This is a genomic window from Streptomyces sp. NPDC096193, assembly GCF_040302905.1.
Lineage (GTDB): Bacteria > Actinomycetota > Actinomycetes > Streptomycetales > Streptomycetaceae > Streptomyces.
The window spans coordinates 544,518-564,397 of sequence record NZ_JBEOSJ010000002.1; the positions used below are offsets into that span (position 1 = coordinate 544,518).

Annotated in this window: 18 protein-coding genes and 1 pseudogene; 12 read left to right on the forward strand and 7 right to left on the reverse strand. The window is 72.9% G+C overall.

What is annotated here, in order from left to right; translation table 11 throughout:
• Positions 1-68 precede the first annotated feature (68 nt).
• Positions 69-1,595 carry an NCS1 family nucleobase:cation symporter-1 gene (locus ABTX78_RS05220; RefSeq protein ID WP_352205453.1) on the forward strand — a complete coding sequence of 509 codons (1,527 nt, stop codon included), beginning with the start codon at positions 69-71 and terminating at the stop codon, positions 1,593-1,595.
• A gap of 21 nt (positions 1,596-1,616) precedes the next feature.
• On the opposite strand, the gene ABTX78_RS05225 is transcribed toward ABTX78_RS05220, so the two are convergent.
• Complete coding sequence (locus ABTX78_RS05225) at positions 1,617-2,408, reverse strand: SDR family NAD(P)-dependent oxidoreductase (RefSeq protein WP_352205454.1); 792 nt, start codon at positions 2,406-2,408, stop codon at positions 1,617-1,619.
• A gap of 55 nt (positions 2,409-2,463) precedes the next feature.
• Here ABTX78_RS05225 and ABTX78_RS05230 point away from each other — a divergent pair, with 55 nt between their 5' ends.
• Entirely contained in the window at positions 2,464-3,900 is a 1,437-nt protein-coding gene (locus ABTX78_RS05230) for an amidase (RefSeq protein ID WP_352205455.1), read from the forward strand.
• Between the two features lie 5 nt (positions 3,901-3,905).
• The gene (locus tag ABTX78_RS05235) at positions 3,906-4,493 is read left to right on the forward strand and encodes a TetR/AcrR family transcriptional regulator (protein ID WP_352205456.1); all 588 of its coding nucleotides are present in this window, start codon (positions 3,906-3,908) and stop codon (positions 4,491-4,493) included.
• Positions 4,494-4,508: 15 nt separating this feature from the next.
• Here the strand turns inward: ABTX78_RS05235 and ABTX78_RS05240 are convergent, their stop codons facing one another.
• Positions 4,509-4,955, reverse strand: a complete 447-nt coding sequence (locus ABTX78_RS05240; protein WP_352205457.1) for a hypothetical protein — start codon at positions 4,953-4,955, stop codon at positions 4,509-4,511.
• A gap of 307 nt (positions 4,956-5,262) precedes the next feature.
• Positions 5,263-5,481 carry a hypothetical protein gene (locus ABTX78_RS05245; protein ID WP_352205458.1) on the reverse strand — a complete coding sequence of 73 codons (219 nt, stop codon included), beginning with the start codon at positions 5,479-5,481 and terminating at the stop codon, positions 5,263-5,265.
• 323 nt (positions 5,482-5,804) lie between these two features.
• On the opposite strand from ABTX78_RS05245, the gene ABTX78_RS05250 reads away from it, so the two are divergent.
• The 3 genes from ABTX78_RS05250 (at position 5,805) to ABTX78_RS05260 (ending at position 9,713) form a co-directional block, all read left to right on the forward strand.
• Entirely contained in the window at positions 5,805-7,589 is a 1,785-nt protein-coding gene (locus tag ABTX78_RS05250; protein ID WP_352205459.1) for a gamma-glutamyltransferase family protein, read from the forward strand.
• A gap of 41 nt (positions 7,590-7,630) precedes the next feature.
• Positions 7,631-8,452 carry an inositol monophosphatase family protein gene (locus tag ABTX78_RS05255; protein WP_352205460.1) on the forward strand — a complete coding sequence of 274 codons (822 nt, stop codon included), beginning with the start codon at positions 7,631-7,633 and terminating at the stop codon, positions 8,450-8,452.
• 151 nt (positions 8,453-8,603) lie between these two features.
• Entirely contained in the window at positions 8,604-9,713 is a 1,110-nt protein-coding gene (locus tag ABTX78_RS05260) for a hypothetical protein (RefSeq protein ID WP_352205461.1), read from the forward strand.
• A gap of 13 nt (positions 9,714-9,726) precedes the next feature.
• Here ABTX78_RS05260 and ABTX78_RS05265 read toward each other — a convergent pair whose 3' ends face one another.
• Positions 9,727-10,503 carry a DUF4037 domain-containing protein gene (locus ABTX78_RS05265; protein ID WP_352205508.1) on the reverse strand — a complete coding sequence of 259 codons (777 nt, stop codon included), beginning with the start codon at positions 10,501-10,503 and terminating at the stop codon, positions 9,727-9,729.
• Positions 10,504-10,610: 107 nt separating this feature from the next.
• Between ABTX78_RS05265 and ABTX78_RS05270 the strand changes: the two genes are divergently transcribed.
• The 4 genes from ABTX78_RS05270 to ABTX78_RS05285 all read left to right on the forward strand — a co-directional run bounded on the left by ABTX78_RS05270 (position 10,611) and on the right by ABTX78_RS05285 (position 15,046).
• Positions 10,611-12,029 carry a phytoene desaturase family protein gene (locus ABTX78_RS05270; RefSeq protein ID WP_352205462.1) on the forward strand — a complete coding sequence of 473 codons (1,419 nt, stop codon included), beginning with the start codon at positions 10,611-10,613 and terminating at the stop codon, positions 12,027-12,029.
• Between the two features lie 43 nt (positions 12,030-12,072).
• Positions 12,073-12,606, forward strand: a complete 534-nt coding sequence (locus ABTX78_RS05275) for an O-acetyl-ADP-ribose deacetylase (RefSeq protein WP_352205463.1) — start codon at positions 12,073-12,075, stop codon at positions 12,604-12,606.
• A 461-nt stretch (positions 12,607-13,067) separates the two neighbouring features.
• Complete coding sequence (locus tag ABTX78_RS05280; RefSeq protein WP_352205464.1) at positions 13,068-14,543, forward strand: AlkA N-terminal domain-containing protein; 1,476 nt, start codon at positions 13,068-13,070, stop codon at positions 14,541-14,543.
• An 11-nt stretch (positions 14,544-14,554) separates the two neighbouring features.
• A complete protein-coding gene (locus ABTX78_RS05285) occupies positions 14,555-15,046 on the forward strand; it encodes a methylated-DNA--[protein]-cysteine S-methyltransferase (RefSeq protein ID WP_352205465.1) in 492 nt (163 codons plus the stop codon).
• Positions 15,047-15,203: 157 nt separating this feature from the next.
• Here the strand turns inward: ABTX78_RS05285 and ABTX78_RS05290 are convergent, their stop codons facing one another.
• The gene (locus ABTX78_RS05290) at positions 15,204-15,941 is read right to left on the reverse strand and encodes an SIR2 family NAD-dependent protein deacylase (protein ID WP_352205466.1); all 738 of its coding nucleotides are present in this window, start codon (positions 15,939-15,941) and stop codon (positions 15,204-15,206) included.
• Between the two features lie 252 nt (positions 15,942-16,193).
• A complete protein-coding gene (locus ABTX78_RS05295; RefSeq protein ID WP_352205467.1) occupies positions 16,194-16,682 on the reverse strand; it encodes an NUDIX domain-containing protein in 489 nt (162 codons plus the stop codon).
• A 109-nt stretch (positions 16,683-16,791) separates the two neighbouring features.
• Here ABTX78_RS05295 and ABTX78_RS05300 point away from each other — a divergent pair.
• Positions 16,792-17,313: pseudogene (locus tag ABTX78_RS05300) on the forward strand (sigma-70 family RNA polymerase sigma factor family protein); the annotation flags it as partial.
• Between the two features lie 19 nt (positions 17,314-17,332).
• Here the strand turns inward: ABTX78_RS05300 and ABTX78_RS05305 are convergent.
• Positions 17,333-18,403: an ADP-ribosylglycohydrolase family protein gene (locus ABTX78_RS05305; RefSeq protein ID WP_352205468.1), complete on the reverse strand. Its 1,071-nt coding sequence runs from the start codon at positions 18,401-18,403 to the stop codon at positions 17,333-17,335.
• Between the two features lie 173 nt (positions 18,404-18,576).
• Here ABTX78_RS05305 and ABTX78_RS05310 point away from each other — a divergent pair, with 173 nt between their 5' ends.
• Entirely contained in the window at positions 18,577-19,704 is a 1,128-nt protein-coding gene (locus ABTX78_RS05310) for a glycerate kinase (RefSeq protein ID WP_352205469.1), read from the forward strand.
• Positions 19,705-19,880: the final 176 nt, after the last annotated feature.

Consider the following 19,880-nt stretch of genomic DNA (forward strand, 5'->3'; position numbering starts at 1 on the left):
CGCAGCCCGCTCCCGCCCGCCGTGCATGACCGCTCACCACCGCTGAAGACCTCCGAAGGGCCAGCGCCATGACCGCGACCGTCCCCCCGGCCCCCTCCGGCCAGCCGATACCCGACTCGTCCGGCCGCGTCGAACTCGCGCCCGGCGCCGCCCCGACCGACGGCCGCTTCGTCAACGATGACCTGCTGCCCGTCCCCGTCGCCCAACGACGCTGGACCACCTACAACTTCGCCGCACTCTGGGTCGGCATGGCCCACAACATCCCATCCTGGCTGCTCGCCTCCGGACTCGTCGCTCTCGGCATGGACTGGAAGCAGGCGGTCTTCACCATCGCACTGGCCAACGTGATCGTCCTTGCGCCGATGCTGCTCACCGGTCACGCCGGACCGAAGTACGGCATCCCCTTCCCGGTCCTGGCGCGTGCGTCGTTCGGACTGCGCGGCGCGAATCTGCCCGCACTGATCCGGGCCGCGGTGGCCTGCGCCTGGTTCGGCATCCAGACCTGGATCGGCGGGCAGGGCATCTTCATCCTGCTGGGCAAGATCTTCGGCGGCTGGACCTCGGCCGCGGAGATCGGCGGCCGGCCCTGGACGCTGTGGGTCTGCTTCCTGCTCTTCTGGGTCCTCGAACTCGCCATCATCTACCGGGGGATGGAGGCGCTGCGGCGATTCGAGAACTGGGCCGCGCCGTTCGTCATCGTCGGCGCCGTGGTGCTGCTCGTGTGGATCGCCGTCAAGGCCGGCGGCTTCGGCCCGCTGCTCGACCAGCCCTCCGAACTCGGCTGGGGCGCCGACTTCTGGCCCGTCTTCTTCCCCTCCCTGATGGGCATGATCGCCTTCTGGTCGACCCTGAGCCTCAACATCCCGGACTTCACGCGCTTCGGTGCCGGTCAGCGGGCCCAGATCTGGGGCCAGACACTCGGTCTGCCGACGACGATGACGCTCTTCGCTCTGCTGTCGGTCTTCGTCACCTCCGGCTCGCAGGCGGTGTACGGGGAGGCGGTCTGGGACCCGGTCCAGCTCGCCGCCAAGACCGACAACGTCTTCGGGCTGCTCTTCGCACTGGTGACGGTGCTGATCGCGACGATCTCGGTGAACATCGCGGCCAACGTCGTCTCACCCGCGTACGACCTGGCGAACCTGGCGCCGAAGCTCATCAACTTCCGCACCGGAGCGCTGATCACGGGCGTGGTGGGCGTCCTGATCATGCCGTGGAAGCTGACCGAGACACCCGAGCTGTACATCTTCACGTGGCTCGGCCTGGTCGGAGGCCTGCTCGGCACGGTCGCGGGCATCCTCATCGCCGACTACTGGCTGATCCGGCGCACGGTCCTCGATCTGCCCGGCCTCTACACGGAGGACGGCCGCTACTGGTACACCTCCGGCTGGAACCTGCGGGCCGTGGCCGCCTTCGTCGTCGGCGGTGTGCTGGCGATCGGGGGCTCGCACTCGGCGCCCGGCAAGGGGCCCTTCCCCGAGGACGGTCTCATCCCGTTCCTCGAGCCGCTCGCCGACTACGGCTGGGCGGTCGGGCTCGCGACCTCGCTGGTGCTCTACGTCGCGCTCATGCGGCTCCCGGAGCGCCGGAAGGCGTGAGACCCCACGGAGGCGCGGCGTTCAGCGACGGCAACGCTGCGCCTCCACGATCTTCTCGACCGTCGGCTCCGCGCCGGCCCGCCGCTGCACCCGCTCGGCGAAGCCGGGGAACTGGCCGGCGACCGCGCTCAGGATCTTCAGCTCCAGGGGAGCGACGTTGATCTCGGCGACATCGCGCTCGACCGCCCGCACCACGGCGTTCACGACCGCGCGCGGCGAGACGGTACGGACCCCACCGGGCGTGCCCGAACCGGTGGCGGCGAACATCCCGAGGTCGCGGACGAATCCGGGCTGCACGACGGAGACGCCGACGCCCGTGCCGTGCAGATCCTGGCGGAAGCCGAGGGAGAAGCCGCGCAGCCCGAACTTGGTCGCGTTGTAGAGGGAGGAGGACTTGGTCGCCGCCTTCCCCGACAGTGAACCGACGAAGACGATGTGACCCCGGCCCGCGTCGATCATCGCGGGGGCGAGCAGGCGGGCCAGCATCGTGGGCGCCCGCAGATTCACCGCGAGAGCGCGGTCGATCTCCTCCGGCGAGTAGTCGAGGACGTCGCCGCTGGAGGGCAGGGCGGCATTGGCTATCAGGATGTCCGTCCCGGCGGCCTCCTCGGCGAGCCGCCGTACGTCGTCCGGGTCACCGAGGTCCGCGAGAACCGTGCGGGCGCCGTAGGCGTCGGCGAGCGGTGCCAGTGCCTCGGCGCGCCGGCCCGAGACCACCAAGGACGCCCCGCGCGCCGCCAGTTCGGCGGCGAGCGCCCCGCCGATGCCCCCGGTCACGCCGGTGAGCAGAACGGTTGCTCCGGTGATGCGCATCTGGTTACCCTCCAGTTCTGTTCGTTCGAACGAACAATAGGGAGGCGGGGCGGTCGTGTCCACAGACGAATTCGGCGGACTGGCGGAACACGTAAGCGAGTTGGCGGACGGCCACACCACGTCCGAGGCCCTGGTGGCGCGTGCCGTCGAGCGCATCGAAGCAAGTCAGGGCACCATCAACGCCTTCCGCTGGGTGCGCTCCGAGGAAGCACTCGCCGAGGCCCGGGAAGCCGACCGGCGGCTCGCCGCGGGGGAGAGGCTGCCGCTGCTCGGCGTACCGGTCGCCGTCAAGGACGACACCGACGTGGCCGGACTGCCCACCCTCTTCGGCTGTCAGGGCGACATCGTCGCCGCGGGCTCCGACGGTGAGGCGACCCGCCGGCTGCGCGCGGCCGGAGCGGTCGTCGTCGGCAAGACCAACTCCTGCGAGCTCGGCCAGTGGCCGTTCACCGAGGGACCCGCCTTCGGCGCCACCCGCAACCCCTGGTCCACCGACCACACCCCGGGCGGCTCGTCCGGCGGCTCGGCAGCCGCCGTGGCCGCCGGGCTCGTGCCCGCGGCCCTCGGCTCGGACGGTGCCGGGTCCATCCGCATCCCGTCCGCCTGGACGCATCTGGTGGGCATCAAGCCCCAGCGCGGCCGCGTCTCCCTGCATCCGTACTCCGACGCCTTCCAGGGCCTCGCCGTCAACGGCCCGCTCGCCCGCACCGTCGCCGACGCCGCCCTGCTGCTCGACGTGGTGCAGGGCCCGCATCCCGCGGATCTGCACCGCCCGGGGGCGATCGACGCCTCCGCCGCGGCGCGCCGTGAACCGGGCAGGCTGCGGATCGCGCTCGCCTGGCGGCCCCCGCTGACCCTCACCCGCACCGGCCCCCACCCCGAGGTACGGCGCGCGGTCACCGGCATCGCCGAGGCGCTCGCCCGGCTCGGCCACCACGTCGAGGAGGCCCGGCCTCGCTACGGCCTGATCGGCCTCTCCTTCGTGCCACGCGCCACCGCCGGTGTCGCGGAAGCCGCCGCACTGCATCCCGACCCGGCGCTGCTCGACCCGCGCACCCGCAGCGCGATGCGCTCCGGCAAGCGGCTCGGCGGTCGGGTCGTGCGCGCGGCCCGTGCCCGCGAGACCCGCCAGCACGCACGGATCGGCGAGATCTTCGACGGCCGCGGATTCGACGTCGTGCTCGCCCCGACCACCGCGACCCCGCCCCCGCGCATCGGCACCTTCGACCCCCTGGGCGCCTGGCGGACGAACGCCGCCATGGCGGCCGCGTGCCCCTACGCCTGGCCGTGGAACGTCCTCGGCTGGCCCGGCGTCAACGTGCCCGCCGGCCTCACCGCCGACGGCCTGCCCGTCGGCGCCCAGTTCCTCGGCCCGGCCGGCAGCGAGGAGACGCTCATCTCGCTCGCCGCGCAACTGGAGGCCGACCAGCGCTGGTACGAGAAGCGTCCCCATGCCCCCGGGATCTCCAGGAGCACCCCGGTGGAACAATGAGAGGCATGTCCCACGCCGCCCGCTCCGCGCCGACCCGGCAGCGCATCATCGCCGCCGTCCTGCACATCATCGGCGAGGGCGGTGTCGCGGCGGTCACCAACCGGCGCATAGCCAAGGAGGCCGGGGTCTCGCTCGGCTCGGTCACCTACCACTTCGAGACCCAGCACGACCTGCTGCGGGAGAGCCTGCTGCACTTCGTGCGCGAGGAGACCCGCCGTTTCACCGAACTCGCCGACCAGTGCCAGAGCGAGGGCATCGACATCGGCGGCGCCGCGTCCCTGGCGGGCCAGGTCGCGGACGGCACCTCTTTCGACAGCGCGCACATCGCGCCCTTCGAGCTGTACGTCGAGGCGGGACGCGACGAGCGGCTGCGGGAGGCGGCGGCCGAGGCGTTCACCGCCTACGACCGGCTCGCGGCGCAGATCCTCACGGGCCTGGGCGTCCCCGACGCCGAACGGCTCGCCGCGACGACCGTCGCCCTGGTGATGGGCCTCCAACTGCGCCGCCTCGCGACGGGCAGCTCGGCCGACGACCTGGTGGACGCGCTGCTGCTGCTCGCGCGGGGGGCGGCTGTTCCGGACCCGAGCCGGTAGAGACCGTCGGTCGGCTCAGCCGAGGACCAGGTCCACGACCTTGCGGTACTCGCTCTCCTGCGTCGCGTCGAGCGTCGCATGCGTGGCGATGCGGAACACCAGCGCGCGCACGAGGAGTTGGGTCCAGTCGGGCAGGTGCGACCAGCGGTCCAGCAGCGCCGGATCGGCGCCCCACCAGCACAGTGCGTCGACGGCGACGACCGCCGAGGCCCAGGACGCCGGCCGCCAGTACGGTGGCCAGTCGATGATCGCGGGCGCAGCGTCCGGCTCGAAGAGCACATTGCCCAGCAGGTCGCCGTGCACGATCTGCGCGGGGGCCGCGACGGGGCGGCGTGCCGCCAGCAGGGGCCGCAGCAGCGGGAAGTCGGGGCCCTCGTCGCTCTCGCCCCACGCCAGCCGGTCCGCCCGCGACCAGGCGTTGTCCCGGACGCCGAGGAAGCGCGGCCGGGGCAGGTGCGCCACCGCCGCGTGGAACGCCTCGCCCGCGCGACCACGACACCGAGACTGCGACGGTGATCGGCGGGCTCGTGGCCGACTTGCAGCTGCTTCTGTACGACCTCGCCGCCCCGCGCCCGAGTGAAGCTGCCTCCACCGGGTATGCGCAGCGAGACACAATCCGGCAGTGGGCCAGCGTATCCGCCGGTTGTCGCGCACACTTGAGGGGAAGGTGTCCGCCATGACCGTGGTCCGGGCCGGCACCCGACGCTGGGGAACATCGTCCGGGGAGACGACTGGACCCTGAGATGTCTTCTGCGAGCGTAGGGAGGCGTCAGTCATGGATGGAGCCGGACTTTCGGAGCCCGAGCGGGTGATCCTGGCTGAGATCGAGCGCGAGCTGCGCACGGATCACCTCGTCGGGCCGGCGCGGATCGGCCGTACCGCCGACCATGCGCCACGCCTCCCAGCCGCCGGCGCACCAGGAGCCGTCGGCCGCCGCGACCGGCCGTGCGACCCGGAAGCCGGCGGTCTCCGGGAGGTGGCACAGCACTCCGGCGCGCCACGAGGTCTTCTAGGGTCCCATCGCGGCGGGCTTCAGCACCACCGCGTCGGACCGCCAGGCCGAACCCTGGCCGCCGGGCAGGGGAGCCGGCCTCCCGGCCGTTCCGAACGCGGTGAGGACGGATGCGGGCGGGGCGGGGAGTGGCTCATGGCGCCGCAGCATAGGCGACTAGCCTGCACGAATGCCGAACTCCCGTCTCGGGCCCGGTGAATTCGGGATGCCGCACAGGTTCGGTGACCGGTCGTACGGCTCGACGGGCGGCGGGCGGCGAGAAGGGTCCGCGTACGGCCCACTGCTGCGAAAGGGGCACCATGTTCACCACCCGGCCCACCCTCCAGGGCACGTTCGGCATGGTCTCGTCCACGCACTGGCTCGCCTCGCAGTCCGCGATGGCGGTCCTCGAGGACGGTGGCAACGCCTATGACGCGGCCGTGGCAGCCGGTTTCGTGCTGCACGTCGTCGAGCCGCATCTGTGCGGGCCCGCGGGCGAGGTGCCGATCCTCCTCGCCCCGGCCGGCGGCGACGTACGCGTGCTCTGCGGACAGGGTCCCGCACCCGGCGGGGCCACCATCGGCCACTACCGGTCCCTCGGACTCGACCTGGTGCCCGGCACCGGGCCGCTGGCCGCCGCGGTGCCCGGCGCGTTCGACGCCTGGATGGTGCTGTTGCGCGACCACGGGACCAAGTCCCTCGCCGAGGTGCTGCGGTACGCGATCGGGTACGCCGAGGACGGGCATCCGCCGGTGGAGCTCGTCGGGGCGATCGTGGAGGCGGTCCGCGAGCTCTTCGAGACGGAGTGGACCTCGTCCGCCGACGTCTATCTGCCGGGCGGCCGCGCCCCCGAGCCCGGCGAGTTGTTCCGCAACCCCGCCCTTGCGGCGACCTGGCGACGGCTCGTCACCGAGAGCGAGAGCGCGGGCGGCGGACGGGTGGCCGAGATCGAGACGGCGCGGAGGGTGTGGCGCGAAGGCTTCGTCGCCGAGGCACTGCTGAAGCAGTCCGGCCGCCCCACCATGGACACCAGCGGCCGACGGCACACCGGCACGCTGACCGCCGCCGACCTCGCCGGCTGGTCCGCCGCCCACGAAGCACCGGCCACCTACGACTGGAACGGCTGGACCCTGTGCAAGGCGGGCCCCTGGAGCCAGGGCCCCGCGCTCCTGCAACAGCTCGCGCTGCTTCCCGACGACCTGCCGCCGTACGGCTCCGCCGCCTACATCCACCTGCTCGTGGAGGGCTGCAAGCTCGCCATGGCCGACCGTGAGGCCTGGTACGGAGACGCCGACGACGTGCCCCTGGAGGAGCTGCTCTCGCAGCCGTACAACACCGCACGACGCGCCCTGATCGGCGAGCGCGCCTCCCGTGAACTGCGGCCCGGCAGCCCCGGCGGCCGGACGCCCCGGCTCAGTCCGCACGCCACGGATGTGGCCGGGGACGCCGGTGACGACGCCATGGGCGTCGGCGAGCCCACCGTCGCCGAGGACGGCAGGAGCAGCGGCGACACCTGCCACATCGACGTCGTCGACCGCTGGGGCAACATGGTCGCCGCCACGCCGAGCGGCGGCTGGCTCCAGTCGAACCCGGTCGTACCCGAACTGGGCTTTCCCCTCGGCACCCGCCTCCAGATGGCCTGGCTCGATCCCGGGCTGCCCAACTCCCTGACCCCCGGCCGGCGGCCGCGCACCACCCTGACGCCCTCGATCGCCCTGCGTGACGGCGAGCCGGTGATGGCCTTCGGCACCCCCGGCGGGGACCAGCAGGACCAGTGGCAGCTGCACTTCTTCCTGGCGGTGGCGCTGGGCTCCGCCGTACGCGGCGGGCTCGACCTCCAGGGCGCGATCGACGCCCCCAACTGGCACAACGACAGCTTCCCCGGCTCCTTCTACCCGCGCGGCATGTCGCCCGGCAGCGTCACGGTCGAGTCCCGCGTCGGGCCCGACGTGATCGCGGAGCTGCGGCGGCGCGGCCATGACGTCACGGTGGGTGACGCGTGGTCCGAAGGCCGGCTGTGCGCGGTCGCCCGCGACCCGCGCACCGGGGTGTTCTCCGCCGGGGCGAACCCGAGGGGAATGCAGGGTTACGCGGTGGGACGCTGAGGGGACAGCCCGATGTCAGAGGGCCGTGCTTAGCTGGACATATGATCGATGACTTTCTTGCCGGTGACCTGTCCGACGTCGAGGAGGCGATCCGCAAGGCGGCCGCCGCCGAGATCATGCCGCGGTACCGCCAGCTCGCCGAGCACGAGATCGTCGAGAAGACCGGCCCGCACGACCTCGTGACGACGGCCGACCGCCTCGCCGAGGAGCACCTCACCGCCGCCCTCACCGCGCTGCTCCCCGGTTCGGTGGTGGTCGGCGAGGAGGCGGTTCACGCGGATCCGACGGTGTACGACGCGCTCCAGGGCGACGCACCCGTGTGGATCGTCGACCCCGTCGACGGCACACGGCAGTTCGTGCACGGAGACCCCGGCTTCTGCACCCTGGTCGCGCTCGCGCAGCACGGGACGGTGCTGGCGTCCTGGACGTACGCACCCGTTCGCGACGACATGGCGACGGCGGTCCGCGGCCGCGGCGCCCGCCTCAACGGCGAACCCCTCCGCGCGGGCTCGCCCGGCCCCGACGCCGTCCTGCGCGTGGCGATGTCCCACCCCGACTACACCACCCCCGACCAGAAGCGCGCCCTGCTCGGCCTGAACGTCGACGGAGTCGACGCCCGCCCGTGCGGCTCGGCCGGACTGGAGTATCTGTCGGTCGCCCGCGGCGACCTGGACGCGGTGGCCTTCTCCTGGCCCGCCGCATGGGACCACGCGGCCGGACTGCTGCTGGTGGAGGAGGCGGGTGGCACGGACGTGACGCTCGCGGGAGAGAGGTTCCGCATCACGGGCGGGAACGCGTTGCCGTTCACGTCGGCGAGGACGGACGCCGTGGCCGGAAGGATCCGCGCCCTGCTGACGACCTGAGGTGGTCGCCGGGCGGGCGCGGCCGTCGGTTCCGGCGGGTAACCGCCGTCGCCCGTCACGTGGTTGAGACCATGCGAACGCGCCATGTGATGATGACGGACAAGAACCGGCCCTGGGGAGGGACCGGTGAGGCGGAGGGGCGGGGACGGGCGTGGGGAAGGACGGGGCGTCCATATCGGACGAGGAGTGGGAGCGCTTCCTGCGAGAGTCGGAGGCCGGAACCCACGACGCACCCGAGGAGCCGTCGGCGCGGGCCCGGATGGTCACGCGGCGGCTGCGGGACGAGCCCGGCCCGCCGGAGGGGTGGCGCACTCACCGGCCGCCGGCACGGAGACTGCGGGGCAACGGCTGGTACGCGGTCGGTCTGCTGGTCGCGATCGGCCTGTTCGTCGTGGCCCTGAACCCGGGATGGGTGACCGGCTGGTTCGGCGGCGCAGGCGGACGTGGCGAGAGCGGGTCACTCGCCGCGGAGTCGGAACAGGCGGACCGACCGACGGAGAGAGAGCCGGAGGGAGAACGTCCCACCGCGGACCAGCCGTTCAGGGGTTCACCCGCGACGGAGTGGGGCGACGGGATCGCGGGCATCGATCTCCCCGAGGCACGGGCGACCGGCTGGATGAGCAAGGAGCAGGTCGCGCGGGCGATCGGCAGCACCCGTGACTTCCTCGCCGCGTCCAACCTCGACCCCGGTGTGCTGCGCGGGCAGCGGCCGGAACAGGCCATCGCCCTGATCAATCCGCATCAGAAGGATGTCCAGAACTCTTTGGTGACCGCGTTCCGCAAGCCCACCGCGGAGGACGATCCCCTGCTGCTGTTCAGCCGCTTCGCACCGTCGAAGGTGCGGCTCGTGGGGGACGTGGTCAAGACCCGGGGACTGGTCACATACCGGGAGGCCGAGCGGGGCGCGGTGGAGATGACCACCGACGTCACCTACGTGTATCCGGTCGTCCGTGCCGCCGCGGGAAGCGACGAGGTCGCGCGGACCATCGTGCGCCGCGAGATCGTGATGAGCTGGGACGACCCGGAGAAGGTCGTCGTCGAGCCGGGGACGTTCTCTCTCGTCTCCTACAAGGTGGACATCGTCAACGGTGGCTGCGGCGAGAACCGCACCGGCTACTACGCCCCGGCGTTCGCCGCCGAGCGTGCGGTGGCGGGCCCGCGCGACGGCACCGAGGTCGACCCGTACGACCGCAGTGTCCCGTTGGACGCGCTCATGCGGGACGCCGGCGGCGACGGGTGCCGGACCGCCACCCGGTCGTGAGCGCGCGGGAGGCTCACGCGCCCACCACCGACCTCACCTCCCGCACCAGCCTCCCCGCCGCCTCGACCGCCTCCCCGTCCAACCCCTTCAGCACCCTCTCCACGCCCTCCGCGAACCCCTGCGGTGTGTCCCGCATCTTCGCCGCCGCGGGCAGTGCGCCCTTCTCGTTCAGGCACCACACCCTGTGGTGGGCGTGCAGGGACTGGACCAGGATTCCCATGGCGCGGGACAGGCACAGGGACTGGTGCAGTACGTCCCCGGTGCTCACCGACTTGGCCGCCGCCGTCACCGAGAACTCCGCCTCCCACGAGGCGCGGATCAGGGCCTCGCGCAGTGCTTCCGGGTACGCCTGCGTCTGCTGTCGCAGCGCCGTCAACTCGCCGTCCGTGTCGGCCAGTACGCGGCACAGCGCCACTTCGCCGGCGTACGCGGGCGACCAGAATCCCAGCGGGTGCCCCGGCTGCACGCCGGTTTCGTAGCGGCCGGCGCGGCAGTCCGCCCAGACCCGCTCCACCCGGTCCAGGTCCCGCAGGATCCAGTCCACGGGCTTGCCGTCGACGACCAGCCACGCCCCGCCGTCGACCCACGGCCCCCACCCGCCCGGCCCTGCCACCTCGACCGGTCCGCCCGTCACCTCCGACGCCAGCGCGGCCATCGCGGCGACATCCAACGAACCCCGGTAGTAGACGCCGAGATCCCAGTCGGAGTCGGGCCGGTGCGCACCCCGGGCACGGCTTCCGCCGAGTGCCACCGCGCGTACCCCGCCGACGGCCATGAGCTGGGCGGACATCCCCTCGATCACGTTGTTCACGGCTCCGGACCCTACCCAGGGCACCGCTGTCGGCGCCCCGGAATATCCTGGGGCTCCTGGCCATCGGCTGACAAAGGAGTCCGAAGGTGCCGTCGATGCTCGATGCCGTCGTCGTGGGGGCGGGCCCCAACGGACTGACCGCCGCCGTCGAACTGGCCCGCCGTGGCCACTCAGTGGCGGTGTTCGAAGCCCTCGACACCGTCGGCGGGGGAGCGAGGACCGAGGAGCTCACCCTCCCCGGCTTCCGCCACGACCCCTGCTCCGCCGTCCACCCCCTCGGCGTCGGCTCGCCGGCCTTCTCGGACATGCCGCTCGGGCGGTACGGCCTGGAGTGGTTGCAGCCGGAACTGCCGCTGGCCCACCCGTTCCCGGACGGCACCGCCGCCGTGCTGAGCCGCTCGGTGGGGGAGAGCGCCATGTCGCTGGGGGCCGGGGACGCGGGGACGTACCGCAGGCTGGTCGCGCCGTACGTCGGGCACTGGGACACCATGGCCGCCGACTTCCTGCGCACGCCCTGGGACGGGCTGCCCCGGGATCCGTACCGCTTCGCCCGCTTCGGGACGACCGCGATCCAGCCCGCGACCTGGGTCGCGCGCCGGTTCCAGGGCGAGAAGGCCCGCGGTATGTTCGCCGGCCTGGCCGCCCATGCCATCGCGCCCACCAGCGGCATCGCCACGGCCGGTATCGCGCTGCTGTTCGCGCTCGCCGCCCATGCCAAGGGCTGGCCGGTGCCCCGCGGCGGCTCGCAGGCGATCTCCGACGCCCTCGCCGCGTATCTGCGGGACCAGGGCGGCACGATCCACACCGGCGCCGAGGTCAAGCGCCTCGACGAGCTGCCGCCCGCGCGCGCGTACATCTTCGACACCTCACCCACCGCCCTGGCCCGTATCGCGGGCCTCGGGAACGCGTACGAGCACTACCGGTACGGCCCCGCCGCGTTCAAGATCGACTACGCGCTGTCCGGCCCCATGCCGTGGACCGCGAAGGAGGCCCGCAGCGCCGGGACGGTGCACATCGGCCCCACGGCCGACGAGATCGAGGCGGCGCTCGGCGCGGCTCTGCACGGCCGTCAGCCCGACAAGCCGTTCCTGATCACCGCACAGCCGAGCCTCATCGACTCCTCACGGGCGCCTGCCGGCAAGCACGTCCTGTGGGCGTACGGCCATGTGCCGGCCGGCTGGGACGGTGACGCCACCGAGGCGATCGAGCGCCAACTGGAGCGCTTCGCACCCGGCTTCCGCGATCTCGTACTCGCCCGGGCGGTCGCGGGCCCGCCCGAACTGGCGGCGCGCAACGCCAACTACGTCGGCGGGGACATCGCCTGCGGCGCCTTCGCCGGCCTCCAGACGATCCTCCGGCCCAAGCTCGCCCGCGTCCCGTACGCGACCGCGCACCCCGCCGTGTTCCTCTGCTCGTCGGCGACCCCGCCCGGTCCGGGGGTCCACGGAATGTCGGGCCACCACGCGGCCAAGGCCGTGTGGCGCCGGCTGCGGGGTGCCCGGTGAGGACGCCACGGCGGCGGCGGGCCCGCAGGCGGATGATGGACGTATGACACAGCAGCAGCCGAAGATCGTGCTCGTCCGCGGGGACATCACCGAGCAGCAGGTCGACGCCGTCGTCAACGCGGCCAACTCCTCGCTCCTCGGCGGCGGCGGTGTCGACGGAGCCATCCACCGCCGCGGCGGACCGGCGATCCTCGCGGAGTGCCGCGACCTGCGCGCCTCGCACTACGGCAAGGGCCTGCCGACCGGCCAGGCGGTCGCCACCACCGCGGGACATCTGCCCGCCGGCCATGTGATCCACACGGTCGGTCCGGTGTGGTCGCGGGAGCAGGACCGCAGTGACCTCCTCGCCTCCTGTTACAGCGAATCGCTGCGCGTGGCACGGGAGTTGGGTGCGGCCACCGTGGCCTTCCCGGCCATCTCGACCGGCATCTACGGCTGGCCGATGGACGACGGGGCCCGGATCGCCGTCCGCACGGTCCGTGCCGAGGCGGGGCCGCCGGTCACGGAGGTGCGGTTCGTGCTGTTCGACGACCGGGCGTACGAGGAGTTCGATGCGGTGCTGGGATCGGAGGGGTGATCCCTCGCGGTCCGGGCGCGGGTTCCTGAGGGTGGGACGCGGCGGGTGTGCCTCGCGGGAGGCGCCAGGGTTCCGGGCTCGGCGGGTGGGGGCGCGGTGGTCCGGTCTCCGCCGGACGGGTGTCGCGGTCCTGTCTCCGCCGGCGGCGTGCGGTGGTCCCGGTCTCCGGGGGTGGGGCGCGGTGGTCCCGGTCTCCGCGGGTGAGGTGCGGCGGCCTGGTCTCCGCCGGACGGGTGTCGCGGTCCTGTCTCCGCCGGCGGCGTGCGGTGGTCCCGGTCTCCGTCGGTGGGGCGCGGTGGTCCCGGTCTGCGCGGATGGGGAGCGGTGGTCCCGGTCTCCGTCGGTGGGGGGCCGCGGTCCCGTACGCGGGGCGGCATCGGGCATCGGCAGCGTGCTGGCAGCGCGAGGCTGATGTCGTTTTCTCGCCAGCGTCGGCACTGACTGTGCACGATGCTTGACCCATGCACACCGACACCGAGCGCTGCGTGCGCGCCGTCCGGTCGAAGGACGCCCGATTCGACGGCTGGTTCTTCACGGCCGTCCTGACGACGCGGATCTACTGCCGTCCCAGCTGCCCGGTGGTGCCGCCGAAGGCCGAGAACATGACCTTCTATCCGAGCGCCGCCGCCTGCCAGCAGGCCGGTTTCCGTGCCTGCAAGCGCTGCCGCCCCGACACCACGCCCGGCTCCCCCGAGTGGAACGCCCGCGCGGACTCCGTGGCCCGTGCCATGCGTCTGATCCGGGACGGGGTCGTCGACCGCGAGGGCGTCCCGGGACTCGCCGCCCGGCTCGGCTACTCCACCCGCCAGATCGAGCGGCAGCTCCTCGCGGAGCTGGGCGCGGGCCCGCTCGCCCTCGCCCGGGCCCAGCGCGCGCAGACCGCGCGCGTCCTGATCGAGACGACGGGACTGCCGATGGCCGAGGTCGCCTTCGCCGCCGGCTTCTCCTCGATCCGCACCTTCAACGACACCGTTCGCGAGGTCTTCGCGCTCGCCCCCGGTGACCTGCGCTCCCGCGCCGCCCGCAGCCGTGCCGCCCCGCCGCAGACGCCGGGATTCATCGCGCTCAGGCTGCCGTACCGGGCGCCGCTCGACCCGAGCAACCTCTTCGGGCACCTCGTGGCCACGGCCGTGCCCGGCGTCGAGGAGTGGCGGGACGGCGCCTACCGGCGCACTCTGCGGCTTCCGCACGGCCACGGCGTCGTCGCCCTCACCCCCCGTCCCGACCACATCGCCTGCCGGCTGTCGCTGACCGACCCGCGCGATCTGACCATCGCGATCAGCCGCTGCCGCTGGATGCTGGACCTGGATGCCGATCCCGTCGCGGTCGACGACCAGTTGCGGACCGATCCCCTGCTCGCACCTCTTGTCGACAAGTCCCCCGGGCGACGGGTGCCGCGCACCGTCGACGCGGCGGAGTTCGCCGTACGTGCCGTGCTCGGCCAGCAGGTCTCGACGGCCGCCGCGCGTACGCACGCGGGCCGGCTGGTCCTCGCGCACGGCGAGACGGTCGAGGACCCGGAAGGTGGCCTCACCCACCTCTTCCCGTCATCCGAAGCTCTCGCGGCACTCGACCCCGAGTCCCTGGCGCTGCCCCGCAGCCGCCGCACCACGCTGACCACCCTGGTCGGGGCCCTGGCCGACGGCGCGCTCCGGCTCGGCGTCGACAGCGACTGGGACAAGACCCGCGCGGAGCTGACCGCCCTGCCCGGCTTCGGGCCGTGGACGGTCGAGACCATCGCCATGCGGGCTCTCGGTGACCCGGACGCCTTCCTGCCCGGCGACCTCGGAGTCCGCCACGCGGCGGCCGGACTCGGCCTGCCCGTCACCCCCTCCGCCCTCACCGCACGCGCGGCGGCCTGGCGCCCCTGGCGCGCCTACGCCGTCCAGCACCTGTGGGCCACCGGCGACCACCCCGTCAACCGCCTTCCCGCGTAAGGAGTTTCCTCATGGTCAAGCAGTACACGGTGGTCGACAGCCCTTACGGCCCGCTGACCCTCGTCGCCACCGACGGCACGCTGAGCGGCCTCTACATGACCGATCAGCGCCACCGTCCCGGCGAGGAGACGTTCGGCGAGGAGGCCCCGGCCCCCTTCCGCGACGCGATCGGACAACTGGACGCGTACTTCACCGGCGAACTGGTGGAGTTCGATCTGCCCGTCCGACTGGAGGGCACCCCCTTCCAGCGGAGCGTCTGGGAGCTGCTGCTGAAGATTCCGTACGGCGAGACGCGGACGTACGGCGAACTCGCCGGGCAGCTCGGCAAAGCGAGCGCCTCGCGGGCCGTGGGGCTGGCCAACGGCAAGAACCCGGTGTCGATCATCGTGCCGTGCCACCGGGTGATCGGCGCCTCCGGAAGCCTCATCGGTTACGGCGGCGGGCTGGAGCGCAAGCAACGACTGCTCGCCCACGAACGAGGCGCGGAGGGCGCGCTGTTCTAGCCTCGGCCCGTCCGCCGCTCCCGCACGAACGACCTCGGATGCGGGGGACGGCGGGTCCGAAGCACCGCCGGACGGGCCGGACAGGCCTCGGGGGCACGGTCCGAAGACAGCGGCCGTACTCGGTCGAGGTGCTGCGCATGCGGCGGAGCCTGGGAGGTCATGCTCCGCCGGACGCACCCGGGAGCGCTGCCAGCAGCTTCGGCAGCGCCGTGCCGATCGGCTCGCGGACGAGCTCGTCGGCGAGTTCGTCGTACGGCGTCGGGTCCGCGTTGACGATCGACAGGCGTGCGCCGTGCTCCGCCGCGATCCCCGCGAGCGACGCCGCCGGCTGCACCTGAAGGCTCGTGCCGACCGCCACGAAGAACTCGCTCGCCTTGGCGATGGCCATCGCCTCGGAGAGCACTTGGGGGTCGAGCCGCTGCCCGAACATCACCGTCGCCGATTTCAGGATCCCGCCGCACGCCACACAGGACGGGTCTTCCTCGCCCCCTTCGACCCGCGCCAGTGCGTCCTCCATCGAGGAGCGCAGATGGCAGCCCGTGCACACCACCGACCGTGACGTGCCGTGCAGTTCGAGCACCTTGCGGTCGGGCATCCCCGCCAACTGGTGCAGCCCGTCCACGTTCTGGGTGATCACCCGGACCGCGAACCCCGGACGCTTCTCCAGCTCGGCGACAGCACGGTGCGCGGCGTTGGGACGGGCGCGCCATGTCGGGCTGTCCCGTCGCATCCGCCAGGCGCGTCGCCGGACGTCCGGATCGGCCATGTAGTAGTCGTACGTGACGAGCTTCTCGGCCTCCGGATCGCGCCGCCACAGGCCGTTGGGCCCGCGGTAGTCGGGAATGCCGGAGTCCGTGGAGATCCCGGCGCCGCTGAGAATCGCGACGAGAGTCATACGGCGAGCCTATGCAGCGGGTGCCGCGACGGCGAACCGGTTTTGCCGGTCCTGCCGCGCCGGACGGTCCGAGGGCTGTCCCGTCATCCCGGGCGTGCGCACGACGACAGCTACGGCGCCTGCTGCGTTGTCGGATCGCCCGAACACGTCCAGTACGAGGACGACCCTCCGCCGTGCGATGACCGCATCCCACGCCGCGCGCTGATCCACCGCGCGGTGAGGCCCGCGTGCGCCCCGCCGCCGAGCGTCGGGTCAGAGCGCCGGCCTGCCGCTCTCCAGTTCCACCGCACCCGCCCCCGCGGCCAGTACATCGAGCGCGGCCACCACCCGGTGGCCCAGTTCGCCCAGCAGATAGGTGTGGATCTCCTCGCGGCCGACCATCCGCCATGACAGCAGCTCCTCCTCCTGGAGCCGGATGGCCTTGAGGCGGGACTCGCTGAGCACCCCGCCGTCGTAGACGTAGGCGACGATCGGCGGGCGTCCCGCGCCCGGGACCCAGTCGATCGCGAGCAGCCGCCCCGGCTGCACATCGAGGCCGATCTCCTCCAGCGTCTCCCGGCGGGCAGCCTGCCGGGGCGTTTCGTTGTCGTCCGACTCGACCGTCCCGCCGGGAAGTGCCCAGCCCTTGCGGTAGTTGGGTTCGACGAGCAGCACCCGGCCCTCCTCGTCGAGGAAGATCGTGGCGGCGCCGGCCAGGACGCGAGGGAGCGAGGCGATGTACGCGGAGTAGTCGGAAGTCACGCGGGAAGCCTAGGGCCTGTCGTTCGGGGCGACCCCGGCTCGCCTGCCACCGCGCTGTCCGCGCCGGTGCGCCTCAGCTCTTGTCCGCGCGGTGCACGGGCCGTTCCTGGCCGAGCGGCTCGCCTTCGTCCTGCACGACATGTTCGCGGTGCCGTTCGACGAGATCGGGCCGATGCTCGAACGCTCGCCGACCGGGGTGAGACAGCTCGCGAGCCGGGCGCGCCGCCGGATCAAGGGCGGTACCCCGGCGCCCGATGCCGACATGATCCGTCAGCGTGAGGCCGTGGAGGCGTTCCTGGCCACCACCCGCGGCGGGAACTTCGAGGCGCTGGTGGCGCTGCTCCACCCCGATGTCGTCCTCACCGCCGCCCCGTCGGTCGTTCCCACCCCCGAACCCGTCGTGGTCAGCGGCGCTGCCACGGTCGCCACGGGCGCGATGGCCGCCACCGGCCGGGCACGCTTCACCGGACTCGCGCTCCTCGACGGACGGATCGGCCTGGCGATGGCACCGCGCGGCCGGCTGTCCCTGGTCCTCGCCTTCACGGTCACCGAGGACGGGATCACGGAGATCGACGTCGTCGCTGACCGCGAACGGCTGGGCCGGACGGCTCTCGCCGTCCTCGACGCCTGAACGGCAGCCGCCGCCTCCCTCACGCTGTCGCGGCCAACCGGACCGTACGCTCCGCCAGTTCACTGATTCGTGAGCCGTCGAACCCGAACACCGCGCTGCGCACCCGGTCCTCCAGCGGCCGTGTCCACTGTGCGGGGATGGCGGCGGCCCCGCACAGCACGCCCACGACCGAGCCCGCCGTGGCGCCGTTGGAGTCGGTGTCCAGCCCGCCGCGGACGGTGAGGGCGACCGTGCCGGTGAAGTCCCCGGCGCCGTACAGGAGTCCGGCCGTGATGACGGCGGCGTTGGGCACGACGTGGATCCAGCCGAGGCCGCCCGTCCGGTCCTCCATCTCGGCCATCGTGTCGGACCAGGACGCCCCCGCGTCGTACAGCGCCGTGGTGTGGCGGACCGTACGGGCGAGGCGGCAGCTCGCCGGGATGCGCTCCAGGGCCGCCTCGATCGCCTCGCGCGGACGGCTCGCGGTGAACGCGGCGGCCACCAGGGCCGCCGCCCACATCGAGCCGTAGACACCGTTGCCGGTGTGCGACAGGACCGCGTCCCGGCGGGCCAGTGCGGCGGCACGGTGCGGATCGCCGGGGGACGTCCAGCCGAAGACGTCCGCGCGGATGAGGGCGCCGATCCATTCCTGATACGGGTTGTCGTACGAGGCGGTGAGCGGCGGCTTGAGGCCGTTCGCCAGACTGCGGTACGCGGCCCGCTCGGCGGTGAACGTCTGGAAATACGGCAGCCGCAGCAGCCACAGGTCGCCGACCTGCTCGGTGGTGAAGGCGAAGCCGTGCGTCTCCAGCAGATGCAGGCCGAGGATCGCGTAGTCGATGTCGTCGTCCCGGCAGCTGCCATGGATCCGGCCGCGCACGCACTCCCGCCACTCCGGACGCAGCTCGAACTCACCGGGGCCGGCGTCCGCCGGTGGCCCGGGGAGATAGTCCGTGAGCGGCAGAGCACCGGTGCGGCGCAGATACCGGTCGATGCGCTCGCGTGTCCAGTGATCGCCACGCTCCACCGGTTTGCCGAGCATGTTCCCCGCGATCCTGCCGAGCCAGCCGCCGAGCGTACGGTCGGCGAGCTCCGAATGGTGCAGTCCCATACGTCCGGTCTACCGAAACGCGGCCCGAAGCGCGCGGTGGTGGGCGGACAGTTCTGTCTCGTGTCGGTCTCGCGCGCGGGTTCTCACGGTTCGTGGTGGGGTGGCACGTCCTGTGACCTGCCGGATAGGGTCGGGGCGGCGCGACTGCCTGTTCGACAGCAAGGGATAGCAGAGTGACGGACGGAGCAGTTCATCAGCACGTGCTCGTGGCGGCTGACAAGTTCAAAGGCTCGCTCACGGCCGTACAGGTCGCGGAGCGGGTGACGGCGGGCCTGCGGCGGGTGGTGCCCGGCCTGGAGGTCGAGACCCTGCCCGTCGCGGACGGCGGCGACGGCACCGTCGCGGCGGCGGTGGCGGCCGGTTTTGAACGCCGTGAGGCGCAGATGACCGGTCCTCTCGGCCAGGCCGTGACGGCGACCTACGCCCTCCGGGACGGCACAGCCGTCGTGGAGATGGCGGAGGCGTCCGGCCTCCAGCACCTGCCCGAGGGGGTCTTCGCGCCGCTCACCGCCACCACCTACGGCTCGGGCGAGCTGCTGCGTGCCGCGCTCGACGCGGGCGCCCGCACGATCGTCTTCGGCGTCGGCGGCAGCGCGACGACCGACGGTGGCGCGGGCATGCTGGCCGCGCTCGGCGCCCGTTTCCTCGATGAGGGCGGCGCGCCCGTCAGCCCTGGGGGCGGTGGTCTGCGGGAACTGGCCACAGCGGATCTGTCGGGGCTCGACCCGCGCTTCAAGGACGTCGAACTCGTCCTCGCCAGCGATGTCGACAACCCCCTCACCGGCCCAAAGGGCGCGCCCGCCGTGTACGGCCCGCAGAAGGGCGCGACACCGGAGGACGTGGCCACCCTCGACGAGGCGCTCACCCACTACGCCTCGATCCTCGGCCCCGACCGGGCCGGCCTGCCCGGCGCGGGTGCGGCAGGCGGCATCGGCTACGGGGCACTGGTCGCGCTCGGCGCGAGCTTCCGTCCCGGCATCGAGGTGATGCTCGACGTGCTCGGGTTCGCCCCCGCCCTGGCGCGAGCGACTCTGGTGATCACCGGCGAGGGCTCTCTCGACGAGCAGACCCTGCACGGCAAGGCACCGGCGGGCGTCGCGGCGGCGGCGCGTGCGCAGGACATCGAGGTCGTCGCGGTCTGCGGCCGGCTGACCCTGCCCCCGGAGGCTTTGGGCCGCGCGGGCATCCGCCGTGCCTACTCCCTGTTGGAGCTGGAACCGGACCCGGTCCGCTGCATGGCGGAGGCGGGGCCGCTGCTGGAGAAGGTGTCGGAGAACATCGCGCGGGACTTCCTGACGTGAGCTGAAGCTGAGCCGGGCCGGCGGGCGCGCGGACGGGGTCTGCGGGCGCGCCGGCCAGGATGTGCGGGTCCGGGCACTCGTGCTCGGGCGCGCGCCCGGCGTCCGCCCGGTCCGTCCCCGGTTCCGACCGGCCGGGCGAACCACGCGTTCGTGAGGCTACTCGCCGCTTGGGCCGA

Bases quoted from the DNA above. Each gene is read 5' to 3' on its own strand.
- ABTX78_RS05290 (WP_352205466.1), bottom strand. From the start codon at position 15,941: ATGACTCTCGTCGCGATTCTCAGCGGCGCCGGGATCTCCACGGACTCC.
- ABTX78_RS05285 (WP_352205465.1), top strand. From the start codon at position 14,555: ATGGTCAAGCAGTACACGGTGGTCGACAGCCCTTACGGCCCGCTGACC.
- ABTX78_RS05220 (WP_352205453.1), top strand. From the start codon at position 69: ATGACCGCGACCGTCCCCCCGGCCCCCTCCGGCCAGCCGATACCCGAC.
- ABTX78_RS05280 (WP_352205464.1), top strand. From the start codon at position 13,068: ATGCACACCGACACCGAGCGCTGCGTGCGCGCCGTCCGGTCGAAGGAC.
- ABTX78_RS05275 (WP_352205463.1), top strand. From the start codon at position 12,073: ATGACACAGCAGCAGCCGAAGATCGTGCTCGTCCGCGGGGACATCACC.
- ABTX78_RS05265 (WP_352205508.1), bottom strand. From the start codon at position 10,503: ATGTCCGCCCAGCTCATGGCCGTCGGCGGGGTACGCGCGGTGGCACTC.
- ABTX78_RS05305 (WP_352205468.1), bottom strand. From the start codon at position 18,403: ATGGGACTGCACCATTCGGAGCTCGCCGACCGTACGCTCGGCGGCTGG.
- ABTX78_RS05255 (WP_352205460.1), top strand. From the start codon at position 7,631: ATGATCGATGACTTTCTTGCCGGTGACCTGTCCGACGTCGAGGAGGCG.
- ABTX78_RS05250 (WP_352205459.1), top strand. From the start codon at position 5,805: ATGTTCACCACCCGGCCCACCCTCCAGGGCACGTTCGGCATGGTCTCG.
- ABTX78_RS05225 (WP_352205454.1), bottom strand. From the start codon at position 2,408: ATGCGCATCACCGGAGCAACCGTTCTGCTCACCGGCGTGACCGGGGGC.
- ABTX78_RS05235 (WP_352205456.1), top strand. From the start codon at position 3,906: ATGTCCCACGCCGCCCGCTCCGCGCCGACCCGGCAGCGCATCATCGCC.